This window comes from Pusillimonas sp., assembly GCF_035515275.1.
Classification (GTDB): Bacteria; Pseudomonadota; Gammaproteobacteria; order Burkholderiales; family Burkholderiaceae_B; genus Pusillimonas.
The window spans coordinates 1-22955 of sequence record NZ_DATJBQ010000061.1; the positions used below are offsets into that span (position 1 = coordinate 1).

The window sequence follows — 22955 nt, forward strand, 5'->3', positions numbered from 1 at the left end:
GTGGGCGGCTCGTTGGGCTACACCGACGGCCGGGTCAAGGTGAACGAGCGCAGTTCCAGGTCCGATGTTTCCAGCTTTACCGCCGCGCTGTACGGCGGCAATAGCTGGCAGCAGGGCGGCGGCAAGCTGAACTTGCTGGCCGGGCTTGCATACACCCGTCACGATATCGACTCGCGTCGTCAGGTCACCGTGGGGGGCAGCCAAACCCTGAAGGCCGACTACCACGCGCACACCACCCAGTTCTTCACAGAATTGGGCTACGCCATGCCGCTCGGGCGGCACAGCGTGCTCGAGCCCTACCTGGGCGTGGGCCGGATCAGTCAGAAGGCCAAGGGGTTCAGCGAAAGCGGCGGGCCGGCCGCGCTGCAGGGCGAGAGCCGAACCGACGACATCACCACCTTTACATTGGGCTTGCGCGGCCACACGGCCATCGAGCTCGGGGCCCACCAGGCCCATGTGTTTGCCGGGTTGGGCTGGCGCCACGCGTCGGGCGACGTCGATCCGGGCCGCCGGCTCTCGTTTGTGCAGGGGAGCGGCAGTGCATTCAATGTGGCCGGGGCTCCCCTTGCCAAGAACGCGGCCCTCGCCGACCTGGGGGTGCAAGTGGTTGTCGGGCGCAATACGGCCATGGGCTTGGGTTACAGCGGCCAGTACGGCAAAGACAGCACCGATCACAGTGGCATGTTGTTCCTGCGTACGCGCTTCTAGCGTTCGACTCCGAAAAAGCACAAAAGGCTGATCAGAACCGCTGGGTTCCGATCAGCCTTGTACTAGCCGCGATGTGTCAGCCGGCCCTCAGGCAAGGGCCGAAGCAGAATTAATCTTCGCGGCGCAAATGCGGAAACAGGATGACGTCCCGGATGCTGGCGCTGTCGGTCAGCAGCATGACCAGTCTGTCGATACCGATGCCGCAACCGCCCGTGGGCGGCATGCCGTATTCAAGTGCGCGAATATAGTCGGCGTCGTAATACATGGCTTCTTCATCGCCGGCATCTTTTGCCTGTACCTGAGCCAGAAAACGCGCTGACTGGTCTTCGGCATCGTTGAGCTCTGAGAAACCATTGGCGATTTCGCGCCCTGTCATGAACAGTTCGAACCTTTCGGTAATTTCGGGTTCGGTGTCCGAGGCCCGCGCCAGAGGCGAGACCTCGACGGGGTAATCGATGATGAAGGTCGGGTTCCAAAGCAGGGCTTCGGCGGTTTCTTCGAACAGGGCAAGCTGCAAGGCCCCGATGCCCGCCCGCGCCAAGGTGGGTCCGTCGGTGTCTACGCCGTTTCTGCGCAGTTCGTTGCGTAAGAACGCTTCGTCTTCAAGCTGCGTCGCCTGGTAGCCTGGCGCGTACTTGAGTATGGCCTGTACGATGGTGAGCCGGTCGAATGGGCGGCCCAGATCAAGTTCGGTACCCTGGTAGGTAAGCAGAGCGCTGCCGGTGGCCGCGACCGCCGCCTGGCGTATCAGCGATTCGGTGAACTCCATAAGCCACTGATAATCGGTATACGCGGCATAGAACTCCATCATGGTGAACTCAGGATTATGCCGCGGGCTGACGCCCTCGTTGCGAAAGTTTCGGTTGAGTTCAAACACACGCTCAAAGCCGCCCACGATCAGCCTTTTCAGATACAGTTCGGGCGCAATGCGCAAGAACATCTCCATGTCCAAGGCGTTGTGATGCGTACGAAAGGGCTTGGCTGCAGCACCGCCCGGTATGGGGTGCAGCATGGGGGTTTCGACTTCAAGAAAGCCCGCTTCAAGCATGAACTGGCGTATGCCGCCAATGGCCTTGCTACGCGCCAAAAAGGTGCGGCGAGTGTCTTCGGTCATGAGCAGGTCGACGTAGCGCTGGCGATAGCGAAGTTCTTGGTCGGCCACGCCGTGGAACTTGTCGGGCAGGGGGCGCAGCGACTTGGTGAGTAAACGCAGCTGCGATGCATTAACCGAGAGCTCGCCCTTATTGGTTTTGAAGACCTTGCCTTCGACCGCGACAATATCGCCTATGTCCCAGGTCTTGAAGTCGTTATAAACGTCTTCGCCCAGCACGCTTTTGTCGAGATAAACCTGTATGCGGCCTGTTCCGTCTTGCAGCGTGGCAAAACTGGCCTTGCCCATGACGCGTTTGAGCATCATGCGGCCGGCCACCTTGACAGGTACAGCCAGTTCAGCCAAGGCCTTTTTATCGAGCTCGTTGTACTTGGCGTGTAGCTCGGCAGCTTTGGCGTCAGGCTTAAAGTCGTTGGGAAAGGCAACGCCTTTTTCGCGCAACCGGGCCAGTTTGCTGCGGCGCTCGGCGATGAGGTGGTTTTCGTCGGCGGCGACGGCCGCGACGCTGGTGGATTCTGTCATTGTCATACGCCTTGTTTCAGGCTGGCCTGGATAAACGGGTCGAGATCGCCGTCCAGTACTTTTTGAGTGTTGGAGATTTCAACGTTGGTTCGAAGGTCTTTGATGCGGCTTTGATCCAGCACATAAGAGCGGATCTGATGACCCCAACCCACGTCGGTCTTGGCGTCTTCCATTTTTTGCTGCTCGGCCATGCGCTCGCGCATTTCAAGTTCGTAGAGGCGCGACTTGAGCATTTGCATGGCTTCGGCGCGGTTGCGGTGTTGAGAGCGGTCGTTCTGGCATTGCACGACAATACCGGTGGGAATGTGGGTAATACGCACGGCGGAGTCGGTCTTGTTGATGTGCTGCCCCCCAGCGCCGCTGGCACGATACGTATCCACGCGCAAGTCGGCGGGGTTGACCTCGATTTCGATCGAGTCGTCGATTTCGGGGTAGACAAACACACTGGCAAACGACGTGTGGCGTCCGTTGGACGAATCAAACGGGCTTTTGCGCACCAGGCGATGCACACCCGTTTCGGTACGCAGAAACCCAAAGGCGTAATCGCCTTCGACCTTGATGGTGGCCGATTTGATACCCGCAACGTCGCCCGGTGACTCTTCTAAGATCTCGGTCTTGAAGTCTTTGTTTTCGCAATAGCGTAAATACTGACGCAACAGCATCGAGGCCCAATCCTGGGCTTCGGTGCCGCCGGCACCGGCCTGAATGTCCATAAAGCAATTGAGCGGGTCGGCGGGATTGTTGAACATGCGCCGAAACTCAAGCTCTTCGAGGACGGCGCCCAATTTGTCGCAGTCTTGTTCAATGGCCAGCAAGGTGGCATCGTCATCGTCATCTGCGGCCAGCTCGAAAAGCTCGCGCGCCTCGGCAAGGCCTTGATTAATCTGAGTCAAAGAGCCGACGATTTTTTCCAGGCTTTTCTTTTCGCGCCCCAGCTCTTGTGCGCGTTGCGGGTCGTTCCAGACATCGCTGCTTTCGAGCTCGGCATTGACGACATGCAGCCGTTCCGACTTCGTGTCGAAGTCAAAGATACCCCCGTAAGAGCAGTTCGCGCTCGGTGTAATCGTCGATGCGGGCTATGAGCTGGTTCTGGCGTTCGGCTTCCATGGTGCTTTCCTGATCTGATGCGTATTTGGCTTAACCTGTTATTTTAGCGTAGCCGCAACGAGCAAGGGCAGGGCGCCTGATCCGGTACCGATGAAAAGAAACGGGGCACGGCAAAACCTTGGCCCTTGGCCGTGCCTTGACTTTGGCTGCCAAGTGGGGGGCGATAGCTTGTGCCCGGCGCGTGTTCAGGCGGCAGACTGGCTGGGCAACCAGACCATCGAGGTCCCAAGAGGGCCTTGCTGCGGCGAGGCAGCCATCACCGTCAAGCGAGGGGCAGGCGCCCAGTCTTCCTGGACGGTTTCAGGTTCGGCGTCGTCCGGTAGAACAAAGCGGGCGATGACCTCTTGAAGTTCGTCTGTTTGCTGGATCTGCCTAAGCGCGGCTTGGGCGGCCCGATGCACCAGTTGGGCGTTTTGCTGCGTAATGCCGTCCATTTCGCCCACGGCGACGGTTACTTGATGAATGCCGTCGGACTGTTCTTCGGAGGCAGTGCTGATTTCCCGCATGCGATCATTGGCCAGCGCCACCGAAGATACGGTCTCGTCGACCGCATGCACCGCTTCGTCCACCAGCCGTCCGCTTTGATCCATATGATCCAGCGACTGTCGGATCAGTGCTTCGATTTCTTTGGAGGCGGTAGCGCTGCGCAGTGCCAGGCCCCGCACCTCATTGGCCACAACGGCAAAGCCGCGTCCATGCGATCCCGCCCGAGCGGCTTCGATGGCGGCATTCAAGGCCAGAATATTGGTGCGCATGGCGATGCCTTCGATGGTGGCCACGATGTCTGCGATCTGGCCCGATTCCTTCCGCAGCACATGCATGGTTGCGGCAGCTTTTCGCATCTGGGCGCTACCGTGGGCCGCACGACTGGATGCATGGGCGACTTGTTGCATGGCCTGGTGTGCGTTGTCGGCATTGACCCGAACTGCGGCAGCCAGCTGTTCCATGGCGGCCGACGATTCTTGCAGACTGGCCGCCTGCTGGTTGATACGCTGTGACAGGTCTTGGTTGCCGCTGGAAATGTCGCCTGCGGCCGACGCGACTTGCTGCGTGCGAAGGCGCACCTGGCCCACGACTTGTTGAATACCCAAGCCGATTCCATTCAGGGCTTCCAGCAGCCGGCCCATCTCATCGCGCCGGACGCTGGGTACTTGGGCGGTAAGATCGCCTTGGGCCAGGCGCTGCGCCAGTGCGACGCCTTCGTTAAGCGGTTTGCGTACGAATCGGTACAGCATGAACAGCGCAATGGCGCTGCACAGCAGCAATGCAAATAGCGCGGCCGTGGCGATGCGCATGGCGTTTTCGCTGGCCTCTCGCGCTTGATCCATCTCGGCTGCGTAGCGATCGGATTGTTGGGCGTTGAAGTGGTCGATTTGCCGGATCAGCTGGTTGGCCGGACCGACATACTGCTGGCCGAACAATAAAACTTTAGCCAGCAGCGGCTGGGGCAGGACAATTTTCTGGCCGCCGGCACCATCGTCTTCAACGCCCTTGGCGGTGTTCATGGCCTTGATTTCTTGTTCGGCCAGGGTTTGAGTCGCCGCGAAAGCCGCTTCGACGATCTGCATCTCATTGGCGGTAAAGTCGGCCTGTCGGAATTGATCAATGAGGGGGGTGGCGTTTTCGCCGGCGGCGTCTTTTCCGTGAAGCAAATCTGAAATATGAAAGTAGGCTTCCTCGAACTCGGGCTGCTCGGTCGAGACAAAAGCCATTGCATGACGGGTAAGGGCCTGGGCATAATCTTTATACTGAGCGGCCAGTTGGGTAGCATGCAGGCGCTTGCTTTCGGTTTCCTGCAAATGGTCGGTGCTGGTGGCTACGTTGCGCAGTGCGCTAAACGTCAACAGGCATAAAATCGCCAGTACGGCCATAAAAGCAATAAAGCCGTTTTTCAGGGTAAGTAAGCGTTGCATTATCTGCCTTGCGCGGTTCAACAAACGCTCAAAGTCTGCCAAAGTTAAGTTACATCCTTATTGCGATCTAGCGTTAACCCTTGGGTCGATAGTTAAAATCAACCGCGTTCATTAAATCAATCAATTTTACAAATATACCCCGCTTGCCTATACTGACCTCACTAACCCATTTATCAACCACAAAGGAAGACAAAAACATGTCCTTGATCAATACGCAAATCAAACCTTTCAAAGCCACTGCTTTCCACAATGGCAAGTTCGTCGACGTTACCGAAGAGACGCTGAAAGGCAAATGGTCGGTTCTGGTCTTCTATCCTGCCGACTTTACCTTTGTTTGCCCCACTGAGCTCGAAGACCTGGCAGAACAGTACGCTGAATTCCAAAAGCTCGGCGTTGAAATCTACAGCGTTTCGACCGACACGCACTTTTCGCACAAAGCATGGCACGACACTTCCGAGGCAATCGGCAAGGTCACCTACCCCATGCTGGCTGACCCCACGCACCAACTGGCCCGCAACTTCGAAGTTCTGATCGAAGAAGAAGGTATTGCATTGCGTGGTACGTTCGTCATCAACCCCGAAGGCGAAATCAAGGTCATGGAAGTGCACGACAACGGCATTGGCCGCGTGGCTTCCGAGCTGCTGCGCAAAGTCAAGGCAGCCCAGTACATCGCTGCTCACCCCGGCGAAGTCTGCCCTGCCAAATGGGAAGAGGGCGCCAAAACCCTGACCCCGTCTCTTGACCTGGTCGGCAAGATCTAAGCTTTTCTTCGACATACAGTCAGTCCGCCCAAAAGGCGGATTCCTTCAGAGCAGCGGCTATCGGACCATAAGGCCGATGGCTGCGGCTCGATAACGAACCTTCATGAGAGTAAAACGATAATGTTAGACACAAATCTCAAGACTCAATTAAAGAGCTACCTGGAAAAAATCACCCAGCCGATCGAGATTGTTGCCTCTCTGGACGGAGGAGCAAAATCCAAAGAGCTGCGCGAATTGCTGCAGGAAATCGATTCCCTCTCCGAGCGCATCACGCTTGTCGAGCGCAGCGACGATTCCGAGCGCAAGCCTTCCTTCAGTATCAACCGCCCAGGTACTGACATTAGTGTCCGCTTTGCGGGCATACCCATGGGCCACGAATTTACTTCGCTCGTGCTTGCCTTGCTGCAAGTGGGCGGGCACCCCATCAAGCTTGACGATGCAGTTATCGAGCAGATTCGCAACCTTGATGGCGATTACCAGTTTGAAACGTATTTTTCGCTGTCTTGCCAGAACTGTCCCGACGTCGTGCAGGCGCTTAACGTCATGTCCGTCATCAACCCGCGCATTCGCCACGTGGCGATCGACGGCGCCTTGTTCCAGAGCGAGGTCGACGAGCGCCAGATCATGTCGGTGCCTACCGTCTACATGAACGGCGAGGTGTTTGGTCAGGGTCGTGCAGGCGTCGAAGAAATTCTTGCCAAGCTCGATACCAACGCCGGCAGCCGAAAGGCTGAAGAACTCAGCGCCAAAGACGAGTTCGACGTGCTTATCGTGGGTGGCGGCCCCGCCGGTGCTGCGGCTGCTGTTTATGCGGCACGTAAAGGCATACGCACGGGCGTCTTGGCCGAACGCTTCGGCGGTCAGGTGCTTGACACCATGGCCATTGAAAACTTCATTTCGGTCAAGCACACCGAAGGCCCGCAGTTTGCGGTCGCGCTTGAAGAGCACGTCAAAGACTACGAGGTCGACATCATGAACCTTCAGCGTGCTGAAGCCCTGGTGCCCGGAAAGTCGTCCATCGAGGTCAAGTTGGCCAACGGTGGTTCAGTCAAAGGCAAAACCGTTATTTTGGCGACCGGCGCACGCTGGCGCGAAATCAACGTGCCCGGCGAGCAGCAATATCGCAACAAGGGCGTCGCCTACTGCCCACACTGCGACGGCCCCTTGTTCAAGGGTAAAGACGTCGCCGTTATTGGCGGGGGCAACTCGGGCGTCGAGGCGGCCATTGACCTGGCCGGCGTGGTGCGTCATGTAACACTTATCGAGTACGGCGATGCCTTGCGCGCCGACGAAGTGTTGCAGCGCAAATTGCGCAGCATGCCTAACGTCAAGATCATCGTGTCGGCGCAAACCACCGAGATCCACGGCGACGGCAGCAAGGTCGTAGGCCTGCAGTACACCGACCGCAGCAGCAACGAATCGCATAAGGTGGACCTTGACGGCGTCTTCATTCAGATTGGCCTTGTGCCCAATACCGAATGGCTGAAAGGCACTGTCGATTTGTCCAAATACGGCGAAATCGAAGTCGATGCCCGCGGGCAAACGTCGATTCCCGGTGTATTTGCCGCAGGCGACGTTACCACTGTGCCTTACAAGCAAATTATTATCGCCGCCGGCGAAGGTGCCAAAGCGGCGCTCAGCGCCTTTGATCACCTGATCCGCACCTCGGTGTCCGAAGAAAGCACCGAGCAAGAGCAGGCAGTCGCTTAGGCGGTAAGCGGCTCGGCCGCGGTGGGCATGTCCGCCAAGGCCCCAAAAGCGCCCCTTGCGAAAAACCCCGTTTCGTGGCCGATTCGGGGTTTGAGGCAAAGGGCGCTTTTTTTACGTACACAAGCCCAGCGTGGGCCGTGCATTGCCGGCCGTGATGAGCGCCGGATTATCCACAATTTTTGTGAATAACTCTGCGCATAACTGCGGAACATGTCGTGCAAATCCAAGGCACGTGCGGTTTTGCACCTTGTGATCAATCGCGGGCCCAAGTGTGGCTCGCAAGGTCAAATGCAGGCTGCCCTCCACTTTACCGGCAAGCCTTTCAAGGCCTGCTCGACTTGGCCTTGCAGGATCGAATCTTGCACGCGCACCACACATTCGCTCGACTGTTCATCAAGCAGCTCGGCCGTGCACAGGTCGGCCAGTCCAGCCTGTGCTAGCGCGTCTCGAAGTGCATTCAAGGCCGCCATGCGCCGCAAGGCCGGCTTGAATATCTTGCCCACCGGCGTGGTCGGCATGGCGTCAAGTATGTGCACATGCCGGGGAACGGCGGGCCGTTCGTGGATACGCGGCAACGCTTTGGCAAGCAAGGACGCGCCGTCGGTCGCGCCACGCGATTTCAATGTTACGAACACCACGGGCAGTTCGCCGGCATATCGGTCGGGTTGGCCCACGGCGGCGCAGTCCAGAACGTCGGCATCGGCCAGGAAGGCCTCTTCGATGGCCTGGGGGTCGATATTATGTCCGCTGCGGATGATCAGGTCTTTGGAGCGGCCCGTGATGAAGATGCGCCGTTGCGCATCGACATAACCCAGGTCGCCGGATACCAACCACCCGTTTTCAGTAAAAGTACCGGCGTTGCGGGCGGTGTCGATGTAGCCCGGGCTGACATGCGGGCCGCGCAGACAAAGTATGCCTTCTTCGCCCGGCGCGCAGAAGCGCTCGGGTCTTGGGTTGTCGGCTTCCGACAGCGGCATGGCGCGTACTTCGGTATAGGGCAGGGCCATGCCGACCGAACCAGGGGTGCGCTCTACAGCGACTGGTTCTATGGCAACAATGCCCGCGCATTCTGTCATGCCGAATATATTGCGCACGGGGACACCCGTGCAAGACTCAAAGTGCGCCGCGATTTCGGCCGGTAATGTAGAACCACCAGTAAGCGCTACCTGTACCCCGCAAGTGCCGCGGATGCCCGCCTCTTCGTGGCTTTTCGCCAACGAGGCCAACGTGGTCGGCACGCAGCCCAGGTGGGAAATGGCGTGGGTCTGGAATAATGTCCATGCGTTGGCCACGAACGCCTGGTTGCGCATTCCGAGCAAGGTCGGAATATAGACGCTGCCGCCTACGGCCAGGGCTGCCAGCCCATAGACGAAGACGCCGGCTACGTGGAAAAGCGGAAACCCGTTGAGCAGGCGGTCGCCGTGCGAAAATTGGTAGTAGGCAGCCGCCATGCAACTGGTGTGCAGTTCGTTGCCGTGGGTATGGCGCAGTATTTTGGGAAGCCCGGTGGTGCCGCCGGTGTGAAATATGGCGGCCGTGGTGTTTGGAGTGATCTCGCTGCTCAGCTCGGGAAGCGCTGCGGTCGCACGCAGTCGCGCTTGAAATGAATCGGCCCCCGGTCGTTGTTCATCGGGGTCGATTTCAAAAACCGTGCGCTCACCCCCCGCGAGTTCGATCGCTTCCATAACCGTCTGCCGTATCGGCAAAACGTCGCTTTGTCCAAGGGTAACCACCACCCGCACATCGGCCGCCCGAAGCAGACCCGCAATATGTTCGGCACCCAGCAGGTAGTTAATTGGAAAGGCGCAACCGGCCAGTTGCGCGCCCCAAAGCGCTACGTGGGTACTGGGAATATTGGGCCCGATGATGGCCACCGCCGCGTCGCGGCCAACGCCGGCCTGGCGTAGCAGGGCGCCGGCGCGCAGGATCTCGTCGGCCAGCCGGTCGTAGCGCCAGACCAACAGCTCTGAACGTTCGTCGGCGTCGACCTGGAACAGCAGGGCGTCGGCGCCGGGGTACCGGCCTGCATTATGCAGGATTAGGTCGATGGTTGATGAAAACGGCACACTCTGCTTGTAAGGCGTCGCCTCAATTCGACGAATATCGTCAGGGTGGTTGATGACGGGCGGCGCCCAATGCCGCCCCGCGCCACGGCTTACTTCGCCAGTTTCCATTTGCCTTCCTCGATCGTGACCATGACCTGACCCCGGCTGTCGATGCCGTTGTGATCCTCTTTGGTCATGTTGAAGACGCCTTCGGGGCTGACGACCTCTTCCATGCCTTCAAGCGCATCGCGCAGTGCCTTGCGGAACTCAGGCGTGCCGGGTTCGGCTTGTTTGAGCGCAACCGGTACGGTGGCTTGCAGCCAGTTCAGGGCCGTCCAGGCGGTGGAGCCGAACAGCGAACGTGTGCCGGCGCCGTACTGGCCTTCGTACTTGGTGACGTAGTCGACACCAGCCTGCTTGGTCGGGTCATCGTCGGGCAGTTGCTCGGCAACCAGTACCGGCGCCACGGCCAGATAGCTGCCTTCTACGTCTTTACCACCTACTCGCAGGAAATCGGCATTGGCCACGCCGTGCGTCTGGTAGATTTTGCCTTTATAACCGCGCTTGATCAGCTCGGTATGAGGCAGGTACGCCGGGGTGCCGAAGCTGAGAATGTAGATGGCGTCGGGTTTGGAGCCTATAAGACGTATGGTCTGGGCGGTAACACCCAGGTCCTGGGCGCCGTATCGTTCGACCCCGGTCACTTCTATGCCATGGCCCTTGGCCTGTTCGGTGAACGCGTTCAGAAAACCATTGCCATAACTGGTGGTGACTGCAATGGCGCCTGCGGTTTTGACGCCGTTGGCAGCCATGTGCTCCAGCGTGCGTTCCACTGCCAGCCTTTCAGGAGCAGGCATCTTGAAGGCCCAGGTGCGGGCGCCTTCCTGGGGCTCAATAATGGCATTGCCGCCGCCCAGGGCAATGACTGGAGTTGCAGAGTTGCCAGCAGTTTCTACGATGGCGATCGAGGGAGGCGTTACAGAAGAGCCGACAATCACGTCGACCTTTTCTTCGTTGATCAGTTTGCTGGCCTGGCGCGAGGCTTCGGTGGGGTCGCTGTTGTCGTTCAGCACAATAACGCGCAATTTCTGTCCCGCAATACTGTCGGGCCACAGCTTGATCGTGTTTTCAGCGGGTTGGCCCAGCGAGGCGGCCGGCCCGGTGGTGGACAGAATGACACCGACAGTGATGTCGGCATGAGCGGCCGTGGCGGCACCAAGACAAAGTAATGCTACGCTCGTCAATCGGGGCAGGGTGCCTCGCTTGGAAAAACTGTGGATTTTCATGGAGAGAGTCTCCTAGTATAGTTATTGACTCGCGAATGTCATGTTCGCGTCACCAGAAAACCTGTCGGACGGCTGACGAGCCTGCGCGTGCAGGCCGATCCTTGCCAAGGTTTTCGTAGTATCAAGTATGGCCTGTGGCAGCCGCCGACGCTGTCCACTCAAAAGTCGACAAGCCGGCCCTTGGGGCGGGTTGACAGTGTTTTCCTCAAGGAATGGTTTATATGAATACCTGGAGCCTGGACGAAGCGGCAAATGCCTGCGCCCCCGTCGGGGCCGGGCATGCCGATGGGTTCGCCAGCGAGCTGATCGATGCGTTGGGCGAACCCGATTTCGGGCCGCGCCTGATCACCCGCATAAATCAGCTGCTGTCGGTTGATTTTTTCTCGGTGTATCAGCTTGAAGCCAAGGCCACACCCCGCATGTTCTTGTCATCCAGTCGGTCGGGGCACGATGTCAGCGACGACTGCTTCCGAAGCTATCAGCAGCGTCTGCACGAACAAGATCACACTTTTGACCGGGCCAAGCAAACGCTTGATGCCGGCGGAGTGGCCATGGTTTACGCGCATCAAACCCATTTTGCGCCGCCACATCGCGCCGCGATCTATTCGCGTCACGGAATTCAAGACCGACTGTCTGTCGTGTGCCGTGCCGACGACAACCTGGTGCTGGCAACCAACTTTTATCGTTTCGAGCGTCAGCCCATGTTCGGTGCAGCCGATGCCGACACCATACAGTCGGTGGCCCGGTCGGTGGCCGCGTGTATCGGAAAACACATCAGCATTGAAGGCCGGCTGCGGCCCGCAGCGGCGCCCGATATCAGCGTACTGGCCTCAGAGCTGGCCGCCCGGTGTCCGCGCCTGACGCCGCGCGAACTCGAGGTTTGCACAGGCTTGCTGCTGGGGCGTACCTATGACGGCATTGCATCCGAACTGGGCTTGTCGGTGGCGACGGTCAAAACCTACCGCGCACGTGCTTACGACAAGCTGGGCATTAATTTTCGCAGCCAATTGTTTGGTATTGCATCGCGGCTGGTCTAGGTGCCGGCGTTGTGCGGTGTGGCGTAAAACCCGTATTCCTGTTGTCTCTGGGCAAGGCAATTAAAATTCGTATTGCACCGGGCGTTCGTGGTCGGACAGTCGCGACAGATCGAGCGGGCGCACGGCGCCCATCCAGATCGCATAATCGCGATGGTCGATCAGGTCGTTGCCCGTCACCGGATGCGTAAAAACAACCAGACCGTTGCGATTCATGGCCAGCCACGGCAGCAACTGGGCCAGCACGCCCGGCCGGTAGGCCAGCTGGCAGCTCCAGTCGGGGTGAGGCCCCACCGGCCTTTCATGTACGCGTCCCATCTTTACATCGAACCGCAGTGCCGCCTCTTGGCACAAACGGCGAGCTTGTTCAACCGTGGCCTCATCAAAATACACGTGCGAGTGATAGCCAGCCACCTCTCGTTGGGTCCACGTCGGGTTGGGGGGGGCGTGCTGAGCGTTCTGTGTTTTCATTTGTGTGCCTTTGCTGGGTAGTTACAATGCATGAGGCCTTTTCAGGCCGATGCAGGTGTATCCATAGAATAACAAGGGGAGCATAGGTGCTGAGCAAAGATTGGTCTGTGTCTGCGATAACAGCGGGTTTTTTGGCGGTGCTTATCGCCTATGCCGGGCCGGCGGTGATTTTTTTTCAAGCAGCGGCCGTAGCAGGCGTCTCGACCGAGATGCTGACGTCATGGATATGGGCGATTTCCATCGGTCCCGCCGTGACGGGCATTTTTTTGAGCTGGAAGTTCAAGACGCCGATCGTTACTGCCTGGTCAGCGCCGGGTACAGCGCTGTTGGTTACCCTGTTTCCGGCCATCAGCGTCAACCAGGCCGTAGCTGCTTATATTACTGCGGCCGTGATTATTTTTATTATTGGGGTAACCGGCTGGTTCGACCGCCTTATGCGCAGCATCCCCCGGGGGATCGCTTCGGGCATGATGGCCGGCATTTTGTTTCAATTCGGGCTGGATGCGTTTCGTTCGGCTGTGACCATGCCGGTTCTGGCGTTCGGAATGATTGCTTCTTATATTGTGTTTCGCAGGCTCTGGCCCCGTTATTGCATCGTGCTGGTATTGTTGACAGGCATCGGCCTGGCGGTGCTTACCGGGCAGACCAACCTGGGTTCGCTCGAATTGCGCTGGGCCACCCCCGTGTTCATACAGCCCGATTGGACCTGGGACAGCACACTTAGCCTGGCCTTGCCGCTGGTGCTGGTCAGCCTGACCGGACAATTCCTGCCCGGTATGGCTATTTTGAAAGTGTCGGGGTACAACACCCCAGCCCGGCCGTTGCTTGTTACAACGAGCATGGCCTCGGTGGTGGTGGCGTTGTTCGGCGGCATCAACGTGGTCATTGCTGCCATCACGGCGGCGCTGTGTACTGGCAAGGACGCTCACGAAGACCCGGGCAAGCGCTATGTGGCGGGTATTGCCAACGGCGTCTTTTATTTGATCGGCGGCCTGTTTGCCGGAACGATTGTCATGCTCTTTACCGCCTTGCCAGGTGAGTTTATTGCCGTGCTGGCCGGCCTGGCCCTGGTTGGAGCGATCGCCAGCAATGTAGTGGGAACGGTGCAAGACGAAGAGCATCGTGAGGCCGCCATTATCACGTTCCTGGCCACGGCATCCAACATGAGCTTTCTGGGTTTGGGCTCGGCATTTTGGGGCGTGGTAATTGGGGGGTTCGCCTATGCGGTGTTGCGGGCACGCAAAAAAGTTCCAAGCCAAACAGGTCGCTGAACGTCGTCTTATTTCCAAAAGCATCGAATAATTCTATTTATATATCGTTCGGTAATAAACAAAGAGCGCAAAATTTGTTGGAATTGAGGTGACTGAAAAGTAAAGTTCTATATGTGTCAATCATTGCATTGAGGGCGCGCTTAATAGCCACACGGCTATAAGGGTTTAAACCCAGGCGCGCTAAAGCGATCACCAGAACCCACTTTTCATGAAACTTGCATTTCAAAACATCAAGAAGAGCTTTGGCGACCTGAACGTTGTCCAGAACTTCAGCCGCGACATTCAATCGGGCGAGCTCGTTGCTCTGGTTGGGCCTTCGGGTTGCGGTAAATCCACGTTGTTGCATATTGCGGCGGGGCTCGAGCAGCCTACTGCGGGCAACATGCTGGCTGACGCCAAGCCCGTACGCGGTCCCGACCCCGAGCGCACGCTCATGTTCCAGGAAAACGCGCTTTATCCCTGGATGACGCTGCTGCAGAACGTGGCGCTGGCGCTTGAGTTTCAGAAGGTCGACAAAAAATCTGCGCAAGCCCAGGCTCACGAGTGGCTTGAAAAGGTCAACCTGAAGAGTTTCGAGCATTATTACCCTCATCAGGTCTCAGGCGGTATGCGCCAGCGTGCTGCGCTGGCTCGTGCTTTTATCACGCGACCCAAGGCGCTGCTGCTTGACGAGCCATTCGGCGCCCTTGATGCGCTTACGCGCATGACCTTGCAGGACGCCCTGCGTCAACTGATTCTCGAGGCGGGCCCGACCGTGCTGCTCGTTACGCACGACGTGGATGAAGCCTTGTTTCTGGCCGACCGCATCCTGGTCTTCAGCAAGCGTCCGGCATCCGTTCTTAAAGAGTTCTCTTTGTCGCACCACGAGAAAACCCACGATTTGTCCGAATTTTCGGACATGCGCCGCGAAATTCTAAGCCTGTTGGGCATTAATGCTAAACATGACAGTGCCAAGGGCGATCTCGACCTGCAAGCACAAGATTCAACTGAAGGAGTAGCAGTATGAAGTTTCTACGTATGTTGGTACCCGCCCTGGCCGCCCTGGCGTTGTCGAGCCAGGCATTCGCCGCCGACAAGTTCAAGATCGGCTATTTGCGCGTTATGGACGACGCCCAGGTCATGGCTGCTTATGAGGGCGACTTTTACAAGAAGCACGGTCTTGACGTTGAGCTGGTCGAGTTCAAGTCGGGTACCGATCTGATCAAGGCCATCGTGGGTGGCCAGCTCGACACCGGCGTGCTGGGCTTTACCAATGCAGCGTCATGGTCGTCACGCGGAGCCGACCTGAAAGTCGTGGGTGGTGCGCAGCACGGCTACCACGCTATCGTGGTGCGCGACGATTCCAATATCAAGACTGTCGCCGACTTGAAGGGCCGCACGCTTGCTTCGCAAAAAGAGGGCAGCACCGCCGACACCGTGTTGCGCGGTGTGGTCCTCAAGGACGCCGGCCTTCAGGCCAGCGATCTCAATATCATGGGTGTGAGCCCGCAGGTTGCCGTGCAGTCGCTGGTTGGCAGCCGGGTAGACGCCGCCTTCCTGTTCGAGCCGCAGGCCAGCATCGCCAAGCTGGTGGCTCCCGTTACCGAAATCTACGAAATCGGCGAAGTCTGGCCTTTCCCGTGCATGGTGGTGATTACGTCGGGTGAGACACTGGCCAAGAATAAGGCCGGGGTATGGGCTTCGATGGACGCCCAACGCGAGGCCATTGATCTATTGCAGAACGATCCTGAAGAGGGTGCCAAGCTGATTGCGCATTATTTCATTGCCGAGCCCACCCTCAAAACGCTCAAGCACGGCGAACTGCCGCGCGAACAGATCATTCGCGACGCCATTGCCAGCCAGACCTTCAGCCCCATTCTTACTCCCCAGGAGCTTGCTCGCATGCAGGAAATTGCCGACATCATGCAAGGCCAGGGCGCGCTCAAGACGCGTGACGGCTCGCCGTTCGATGTCAGCACTATTGTCGACCTAAGCTGGCAGAAAGACCGCAAGCTGTAGAATCGGCGCAGCATCGACAACCTCAGGTGGCCGGTCATCGCCGGCCATCCTGCTTTGAAGCATTCCATGAGCTCACGTTTACATCTTTCTTCTGTTCAAAAAGCCGCCGCCATGACGGTGGCCATCGCCTTCATTTTGCTGATCTGGCAAACCGCCGCCTGGATGCTGCCCGATTTTCTTATGCCGGGTGTACCCACCGTGATGGCCCGTTTATGGGCCGACATTCAAACAGGCGAGTTTCGCCAGGTGCTGTCGGGCAGTCTGACCCGCTTGGGTCTGGGCTACGGCTTTGCGCTGCTGTTCGGGGTCGGGCTCGGTTTACTGGGTGGTGTGCTGTACTTCTTTCGGGAAGTCCTCAAATCGGCCATTATCATCTTGCAGTCCATACCCTCTATCGCGTGGGTGCCCCTGTTTCTGATTCTGATGGGTTTCGGAAATGTGCCCATCATTGTGGTCATTGCCTTGGCGGCTTTTTTCCCGGCTGCACTGTCGGTCATGAACGCCACCGAAAGCGTGCTCAAGGTGCATGTGTCGGCCGCTCGTGTCATGGGTGCTTCGCGTTGGGGCATGATCAAGCGCGTTTATTTGCCCGCAGTGATGCCCGAACTGATTACCGGTGCACAGTTGGCGTTTGGCAATGCCTGGCGAGCACTGATCTCGGCCGAAATGTTGATCGGGTTCGGCCAGGGGCTAGGTCGTTCGCTGGCCTACGCGGGTGAAACCGCCGACATGACGGGCGTCATGGCCAATATTCTTACCATTGCCATTCTGGCAACCCTTATCGACCAAGTGTTGCTGGAGAATCTGAAGCGCAAGCTGTTGCGTTACCAATATGTCTAGGGCACAAGCACTGCACACTCGAATCGCTGCCGCGATACTAGCTTTGGTATTGGGGTTTTCGCAGCAGGCACTTACGGCGCAGTCTCAGCCGGCGAGCGTCGATACCAACGCGCTGCTTAGGGTGGGCGTCGCATACGTGCCGCCCCCGTTTGTTGGCGGGGCCAAGGTGCGTACGCCAGAGCGAACAACGTCCTTACTGATTACCGACCTGGGCAAAACGCTGGGCCGCGTACCGAGATTGATTCAATCAAATGCCACATCGGCTTCGGTGCCGCCCGGCCTGGTCGACATTGCTGTGGCCGAGCTCGCAAGCGACCAGGTACAGGCAGCGGATGACGGGTGGACGGCCATCGCCACAGGGCACGAAACGCGGCCGATGGCCGTTATGCGTACCGATACTGATATTAAAAGCTGGAGCGGGCTCAAAGGTCGAACTGTTTGTTTTTCAGAAGATGGACGTTATAGGGGCCGCATTGCGCAGCGTTACGGTGCAGTCGAGCGGGTTTACCGGGCGCCGGCCGATTCTTTGCTTGCCCTGCGGATCGGCGAGTGCGATGCGGCAGTACACGACGACACGATGCTCAACGCGCTGCTGCGTTTCCCGGAATGGCAGAAGTTTTCGGCCAGGCTTGTTCTGAATGAAACGACCCAACAATATTTGATGATTCCAGCCGATAATCAGGCTCTGGTGGCAGCTGTGCAGCAGGCCGCGGACCAATGGAAAAAGGAAAACTACCTGAACAAACTGGTGGCGGATATGGCCCGCGATATTGCGTTCGAGGTTTATCTGGATCAGACTGTGCCCGATTGCCACTGACCCCTTCGTTGCACGTATGCCTACCACCGGACGTCTTTTCTTCGCTTTATGGCCCGACGACAACGTGGCCCGGCAGCTTGTTCACCTTCAGGCACCGCTTGAAGGCGGGCGCAAAAGCCACGCACGCGATCTTCACCTGACCCTGGCGTTTTTGGGAGTGCAGCCTACTGCTTCCTTGCCGGCTTTGCTAAGCGTTGTTGACGAAATCCAGTTCAGTGCCATCGATCTGACCCTGGATAAGTATGGGCAGTTCGAGCGCCAAAAGGTGGTGTGGGCCGGTACCAGTCAGGTTCCGGCCAGCCTGCCCGAGCTGCGTAACCGACTGCTCGACATGGCTGCATTACGCCCCTTGAACTTTCGGCGCGAAGGCGGGTTTGTGCCGCATGTTACGCTGGCGCGCAAGACGCCCATGCCCCAGGCGTCGTTTGAACCTATTATTTGGCGAGCCACGCGTTTTGCCTTGGCCGAATCGGTGGGTGGCGATGCCGTGCCCCGTTATCGAGTGCTGTCTTGCCGCAACCTTGAGCCTGAGGTAGGGTAATGGCTTTTGCCAAAGGAAAACCCATGTCCGCACCGAGCCGTCGTCTTTTTCTTTTGCGGCATGCGGAAGCTGATCGACCTGCGGGGGTCCCAGATCACGAGCGCCCGCTTAGCGATCGGGGGCGAGACGATGCAACTGCCATGGGCGCATATATGGCCCAAGCGGGGTTGCTGCCCCACATGGCGGTGGTGTCGACCTCGATTCGTACTCGCAGCACCTGGGAACTGGCGCAAAAAGCGCTGCCCAAGCTGGTGCCGGCCCTTTACGAGAAACGTATTTATGAGTCTAGCCCGCAGGATATTCTGACCGCGATTCGCGCCACGGCTGCTCAGCACGAAAGCGTGATCGTCGTGGGCCACAACCCCGGCATGCATCGCCTTGCCCTGCAACTTATCGGCCGGGCCGATCGTAATGCTTTTGCAAGGCTCAGCAACGACTTTCCGCCGGGCTCGCTGGCGGTCATTGATTTTGAAGCGGATAACTGGGCCGACATCGCCGAGCATGGCGGAGCGCTCGAACGCTTTGCCACGCCGGCAAACCAGCCGGACTGACGTTTTAGTGACGCTTGCGTGCGGGGGTGTACGCGGGGCGGTTGGGCAAATGGCGGAAGGTGATCCGACCTTTGCTTAGGTCGTACGGAGACATTTCGAGGGTGACTTTATCGCCGGCCAGAATGCGGATATGGTGCTTGCGCATTTTGCCGCCGGTGTAGGCAATGACAGGGTGGCCGTTGTCGAGCACGACACGAAAGCGCGAATCGGGAAGCACTTCAGTGACTGCGCCGCTCATTTCAAGTAGTTCTTCTTTTGCCATATTTGATTCTCCTGTAGGTAACACAAGCGCGCCCACACGGGTGGTGCAGGCTGCCATGTTGCAGTGGCCGCGTGTGGCGGAAATGGATTAAAACAATGCGGAATATTGGCGTGGCATACACCAAGGCCGCTTCTTGCGGGTAAGAACTGCGCCCGAGAACCGCCCGGCGATGGCCTAGCGGTATTTCGCGGCAGGAACCTATTGACGGGTTCTGTGTGGAGATAATGCCGAACGTATTCAGGTTCGGTTTGAGAAGTACCGGGCAAAACTAAGCCCGCATAGCCCTTATAACTTGCCGCTATATAACTTGTTTATATTTAAACAGGCGTTTATTCAACTAAAAATTGTAATTCAGTCGGCGCAGCAGGTCAAGGATTAAGATTTGAGCGGTGGGCTAAACATGTTTTTAGGGGTTTCTGCGCTGGTGCATGGCGGCTCCGATGTGCGCTAGCGCAGCGTTGCCAAGCATGCGTCGGGCAGTGGGAAGCAGTTCGTTGTCTTCGCAATGCAGGTGCGCTGCGTAGCCGTTTATAAACGCTTGCACCAGCGTGATGGGCAGATCGGCCGGTTGGCCCTGGGAAATCTCCCGCAGTAGCGGCCGCAACCGTTGCCAATGGTTCTCGAGGCTGCGATGCTCGGCACTTAGCCGTTCGAAGAGCTCGTTCAGGCAAACGGCATCCGAGCCGGCCACCGATTCAAGCAGCGCTGGAAACAGGTCGTTTTCTTCGTCGGCATGGTGATGCAGCGCAGGGCCGTCGAAGTAGCGCAGTATGTTCTGGGCGGCGCCGCGAGCCTGTTCGTCGGCGCCGTATTGGGCGATATGCCGGGGCAAGCGGCCCAGGGTTTCACAGCGCTGGCGAAGCTTGTCGTGACAACCCGAGAGCATTTCAAGGGGTTGGTCAAACCCGGCGGTGGGTGCGTTGAAACCAGGGAACGATTCAGCCATGACAAGACTCCGGTGGGATGGATTGGCCAGCCAGCGTGTAATGGTCTTATCCTATACCATAGCGCCTTTACATGTTGACAATCATGTAGAGGCGGTCGGCGTTACTCTTGCCGGTATTGATCTAGTTGTTGACCCGCAAGCAAGCGCTGCTTTTATGGCTAAATGGCAACCCACTCAATCCAGAGCTTCAATGATGCAAGAGTCCACCGTAACTGCTCCTGAATGGGGGCTGGATCAAATTCCATTCGAACAGATCGACGTAAACCAGGTTCGTGACCGCGAAGATTTGTTTTACCTGGTCACCGCGGCATCTTTCGTTGAAATTGCCTCTGACCTTTACACCAGCAACCTGATCCAGCACTTCGAAGGCGACGATCAGGTGGTGCAATGGCTGCAACAGCACTGGCAACACGAAGAAATGCGTCACGGATATGCGTTGCGCGACTACGTGCAGCATGTCTGGCCCGAATTCAACTGGCAGGCGGCCTACGATGATTTCTTCAACGAGTACTCGGCCATGTGCACCATCGACGAATTCGAGCCAAGCAAGGGGCTGGAAATGGTGGCTCGTTGCGTTGTCGAAACGGGTACCGCTACGTTTTATACCGCGCTTAGCCGGCATTCTTCCGAGCCGGTGCTGTCGGGCATAGCAGCCCGCATTCGCGCCGAAGAAGTCGGCCATTACAAACATTTTTATCAGTACTTCAAGCTGTATCACCAAAGCGAGACCCCCAGTCGCTGGCGTGTGCTGGGCGCAATCAGGCGCCGTGTGGTCGAAGCCCGCAACTCGGATGCCGATGTCGCCCTTTGGCATGTCTACGCCCACAAGCACCCCGGCGCCGACCGTCAAGCCGACAAACAGGCATTCCAGGCGGTGGTCAGCGGGCTGGGGCAGGCGGTTAAGCGACATTACCCGGTGAACATGGCGGCCAAGATGGTCTTGCGCCCGCTTGGCTTGCCGCCTCGCGTCAATCAGGTCATCGAAGGGCCCTTGTCGCGGGCCGCCACCTGGCTGCTGCGCTGATTCCATCCATTGTGCCAGGCAAATTGGCGGGCTTGTTTCGGGCTGAGCAGGGGCCAACTAGGGGTTAACTATAAATTGTCTCGGCAAAATTAATTGCTTATAGTATTTCCAACTAAGGCGGGAAGGTCCCGCTGCGATACCGTCGCGTCACGCATGTGCGGCTCGCACACATTAGATGGAGACAGCAGTGAATATGCCCGAGATCACAGGCGCTCGTTTGTTTGCCGAACCGGCCGTCAAGGTAGAAATCCGCACCGACGGCGCCATGGTGCTCGAAAACCCCATGCCGCTGGAGCCTTACGCACGCTGCATCGGCGAGTTCCTTGAGCACTGGGGCCGCGAAACGCCCAATGCCAGTTTTTTGCTCGAGCGCGGCCCCGACGGCCAATGGCAGGGCGTCACTTACGGCCAGGCACTGACCAAAGTCAGGCAGATCGCCGGTTGGTTGCTGCGGCATCACAAACGCCCCGATCACCCGGTCTGTGTCATGACGGACAACGGAGTCGAACACGGCTTGATCATGTTGGCATGCATGCATGTGGGTATTCCGTATACGGCGATATCGCCGGCGTATTCCCTGGTTTCCAAAGATCACGCCAAGCTCAAGAACCTGATCCAGCGGCTCGAGCCCGAGTTCATCTACGTCGGCGGATCCGAACGTTATCTGCCGGCGATCAAGTCTATAGAAGGGCTGCACACGGCTCGCTTCATCGTCTCAGATACCGACCCAAACCCTGCCGACGCCTTGCGCTTTTCCGAGCTGCTGGCCGGTGGCGACGATGCAGCCGTACAAGCGGCATTCGAGCAGGTAGGGCCCGACACCATCGCCAAAATCCTGTTTACGTCAGGGTCGACCGGTTACCCCAAGGGTGTCATCAATACACAGCGCATGATGTGCGCCAGCCAACAGGCCAAACTGCAACTTTGGCCGTTCTTGCGCGAACACCCGCCCGTGCTGCTCGACTGGCTTCCCTGGAACCACACCTTTGGCGGCAATCATAACTTCAACATCATTCTGGTTAACGGCGGCACGCTTTACCTCGATAGCGGCAAGCCGCTGCCCGGCATGTTTGATCAATCGGTGCAAAATCTGCGTGACGTGGCGCCCACTCTTTATCTGAACGTGCCTCGCGCCTTTGACATGCTGTTGCCGGCGTTGCGGAGCGACGCCGAGCTGCGCCGCAAGTTCTTCTCGAACCTGCAGGTTATTTTTTATGCGGCGGCAGCCTTGCCCCAGCATTTGTGGGACGGCCTGATCGAGCTCTCAAAGCAAGAGCTGGGTTATGCGGTGCCCATGGTTACCGCCTGGGGCTCTACTGAAACGTCGCCCCTGGCCACCGATTGCCATTATCAGGCCGACCGCTCAGGCGTTATTGGTCTACCGGTGCCCGGCGTGTCGATCAAGCTGGTACCAAGCGGCGACAAGCTCGAGGTTCGGGTCAAGGGGCCCAACATTACGCCGGGGTATTTCAAGCAAGCCGAAGAAACCGTGAAGGCGTTCGACGAAGAAGGCTTTTACCGTATTGGCGATGCAGCCAAGTTTGCCGACCCGGCCAACCCTTCGGCCGGCCTGATGTTCGACGGGCGGGTTTCCGAAGACTTCAAACTGACTACTGCCACCTGGGTAAGCGTGGGCGCATTGCGAGTCAAGGGCATTGAAGTGCTGGCGCCCGCCGTACAGGATATTGTGGTTACCGGCCACGACCGCGATTCGGTCGGTTTTCTTATTTTTCCAAACGTCGCCGCCTGCCGCAAGCTGGCCGGCTTGCCAGACGACGCACCGCTCGAGCAGGTCACCACGCACCCAGCCGTGGTCGAACATATCGTCAAGGGCCTGAAGGCCTTGCGCGCGGCCGGTACGGGCAGCTCCACCTTTGCCGACAGGGCCGTGCTTCTGAACACGCCGCCTTCGGTTGATGCCGGCGAAATCACCGATAAGGGTTATATCAATCAATCCGCCGTGCTAAAGGCTCGCGTCGAGTTGGTCGAGAAGCTCTACGGCACCGATAGCGATCCGCGGATCATTCGGCTGTAAAT

At 58.1% G+C, this 22955-nt stretch carries 21 protein-coding genes; 13 read left to right on the top strand and 8 right to left on the bottom strand.

The window, feature by feature from the left end; translation table 11 throughout:
- Positions 1-708 (top strand): autotransporter outer membrane beta-barrel domain-containing protein (locus tag VL003_RS04205; protein ID WP_325439885.1); only part of this gene is annotated, 708 nt, incomplete at its 5' end.
- Between the two features lie 109 nt (positions 709-817).
- Here VL003_RS04205 and lysS read toward each other — a convergent pair.
- The 3 genes from lysS to VL003_RS04220 all read right to left on the bottom strand — a co-directional run bounded on the left by lysS (position 818) and on the right by VL003_RS04220 (position 5361).
- Positions 818-2341 (bottom strand): lysine--tRNA ligase, encoded by a 1524-nt coding sequence (lysS, locus tag VL003_RS04210; protein ID WP_325439887.1) that lies wholly within the window; start codon positions 2339-2341, stop codon positions 818-820.
- A gap of 2 nt (positions 2342-2343) precedes the next feature.
- Positions 2344-3448 (bottom strand): peptide chain release factor 2 gene (prfB, locus tag VL003_RS04215; protein WP_325439889.1). Its coding sequence is split into 2 segments (ribosomal slippage): positions 2344-3366 and positions 3368-3448, totalling 1104 coding nucleotides; the frame shifts between segments, so codons are not numbered across the junction.
- A gap of 185 nt (positions 3449-3633) precedes the next feature.
- Complete coding sequence (locus VL003_RS04220; RefSeq protein ID WP_325439891.1) at positions 3634-5361, bottom strand: methyl-accepting chemotaxis protein; 1728 nt, start codon at positions 5359-5361, stop codon at positions 3634-3636.
- 197 nt (positions 5362-5558) lie between these two features.
- Here VL003_RS04220 and ahpC point away from each other — a divergent pair, with 197 nt between their 5' ends.
- Complete coding sequence (gene ahpC, locus VL003_RS04225; RefSeq protein ID WP_325439893.1) at positions 5559-6122, top strand: alkyl hydroperoxide reductase subunit C; 564 nt, start codon at positions 5559-5561, stop codon at positions 6120-6122.
- A 120-nt stretch (positions 6123-6242) separates the two neighbouring features.
- Positions 6243-7832 carry an alkyl hydroperoxide reductase subunit F gene (ahpF, locus tag VL003_RS04230; protein WP_325439895.1) on the top strand — a complete coding sequence of 530 codons (1590 nt, stop codon included), beginning with the start codon at positions 6243-6245 and terminating at the stop codon, positions 7830-7832.
- 284 nt (positions 7833-8116) lie between these two features.
- Here the strand turns inward: ahpF and VL003_RS04235 are convergent, their stop codons facing one another.
- A complete protein-coding gene (locus VL003_RS04235) occupies positions 8117-10006 on the bottom strand; it encodes an AMP-binding protein (protein ID WP_325439897.1) in 1890 nt (629 codons plus the stop codon).
- Positions 9988-11163 (bottom strand): ABC transporter substrate-binding protein, encoded by a 1176-nt coding sequence (locus tag VL003_RS04240; RefSeq protein WP_325439899.1) that lies wholly within the window; start codon positions 11161-11163, stop codon positions 9988-9990. The genes VL003_RS04235 and VL003_RS04240 overlap by 19 nt, the downstream gene beginning before the upstream one ends.
- Positions 11164-11384: 221 nt before the next feature.
- Here VL003_RS04240 and VL003_RS04245 point away from each other — a divergent pair, with 221 nt between their 5' ends.
- Positions 11385-12200, top strand: coding sequence for a helix-turn-helix transcriptional regulator (locus tag VL003_RS04245; RefSeq protein WP_325439901.1), 816 nt, complete (start codon positions 11385-11387; stop codon positions 12198-12200).
- A gap of 60 nt (positions 12201-12260) precedes the next feature.
- Here VL003_RS04245 and VL003_RS04250 read toward each other — a convergent pair whose 3' ends face one another.
- Positions 12261-12668, bottom strand: coding sequence for a DOPA 4,5-dioxygenase family protein (locus tag VL003_RS04250; protein WP_325439903.1), 408 nt, complete (start codon positions 12666-12668; stop codon positions 12261-12263).
- Positions 12669-12775: 107 nt separating this feature from the next.
- On the opposite strand from VL003_RS04250, the gene VL003_RS04255 reads away from it, so the two are divergent.
- The 7 genes from VL003_RS04255 (at position 12776) to VL003_RS04285 (ending at position 18686) form a co-directional block, all read left to right on the top strand.
- Positions 12776-13939: a benzoate/H(+) symporter BenE family transporter gene (locus tag VL003_RS04255; RefSeq protein WP_325439905.1), complete on the top strand. Its 1164-nt coding sequence runs from the start codon at positions 12776-12778 to the stop codon at positions 13937-13939.
- 208 nt (positions 13940-14147) lie between these two features.
- Positions 14148-14945, top strand: coding sequence for an ABC transporter ATP-binding protein (locus VL003_RS04260; protein ID WP_325439907.1), 798 nt, complete (start codon positions 14148-14150; stop codon positions 14943-14945).
- Complete coding sequence (locus tag VL003_RS04265; protein WP_325439909.1) at positions 14942-15937, top strand: ABC transporter substrate-binding protein; 996 nt, start codon at positions 14942-14944, stop codon at positions 15935-15937. The genes VL003_RS04260 and VL003_RS04265 overlap by 4 nt, the downstream gene beginning before the upstream one ends.
- 111 nt (positions 15938-16048) lie before the next feature.
- Positions 16049-16777 carry an ABC transporter permease gene (locus VL003_RS04270; RefSeq protein WP_414708240.1) on the top strand — a complete coding sequence of 243 codons (729 nt, stop codon included), beginning with the start codon at positions 16049-16051 and terminating at the stop codon, positions 16775-16777.
- On the top strand, positions 16770-17594 hold the full coding sequence (locus VL003_RS04275; protein ID WP_325439913.1) for a type 2 periplasmic-binding domain-containing protein: 825 nt from the start codon (positions 16770-16772) through the stop codon (positions 17592-17594). The genes VL003_RS04270 and VL003_RS04275 overlap by 8 nt, the downstream gene beginning before the upstream one ends.
- A 16-nt stretch (positions 17595-17610) precedes the next feature.
- The gene (thpR, locus tag VL003_RS04280) at positions 17611-18135 is read left to right on the top strand and encodes an RNA 2',3'-cyclic phosphodiesterase (protein WP_325439915.1); all 525 of its coding nucleotides are present in this window, start codon (positions 17611-17613) and stop codon (positions 18133-18135) included.
- Between the two features lie 23 nt (positions 18136-18158).
- Positions 18159-18686 (top strand): SixA phosphatase family protein, encoded by a 528-nt coding sequence (locus VL003_RS04285; RefSeq protein ID WP_325439917.1) that lies wholly within the window; start codon positions 18159-18161, stop codon positions 18684-18686.
- 4 nt (positions 18687-18690) lie between these two features.
- Here the strand turns inward: VL003_RS04285 and infA are convergent, their stop codons facing one another.
- On the bottom strand, positions 18691-18948 hold the full coding sequence (infA, locus tag VL003_RS04290) for a translation initiation factor IF-1 (RefSeq protein WP_325439919.1): 258 nt from the start codon (positions 18946-18948) through the stop codon (positions 18691-18693).
- A gap of 406 nt (positions 18949-19354) precedes the next feature.
- Complete coding sequence (locus tag VL003_RS04295; RefSeq protein ID WP_325439921.1) at positions 19355-19894, bottom strand: hemerythrin domain-containing protein; 540 nt, start codon at positions 19892-19894, stop codon at positions 19355-19357.
- 154 nt (positions 19895-20048) lie between these two features.
- On the opposite strand from VL003_RS04295, the gene VL003_RS04300 reads away from it, so the two are divergent.
- Positions 20049-20918: a ferritin-like domain-containing protein gene (locus VL003_RS04300; RefSeq protein WP_325439923.1), complete on the top strand. Its 870-nt coding sequence runs from the start codon at positions 20049-20051 to the stop codon at positions 20916-20918.
- A 193-nt stretch (positions 20919-21111) separates the two neighbouring features.
- Positions 21112-22953, top strand: coding sequence for a feruloyl-CoA synthase (locus VL003_RS04305; RefSeq protein WP_325439924.1), 1842 nt, complete (start codon positions 21112-21114; stop codon positions 22951-22953).
- Positions 22954-22955 lie beyond the last annotated feature (2 nt).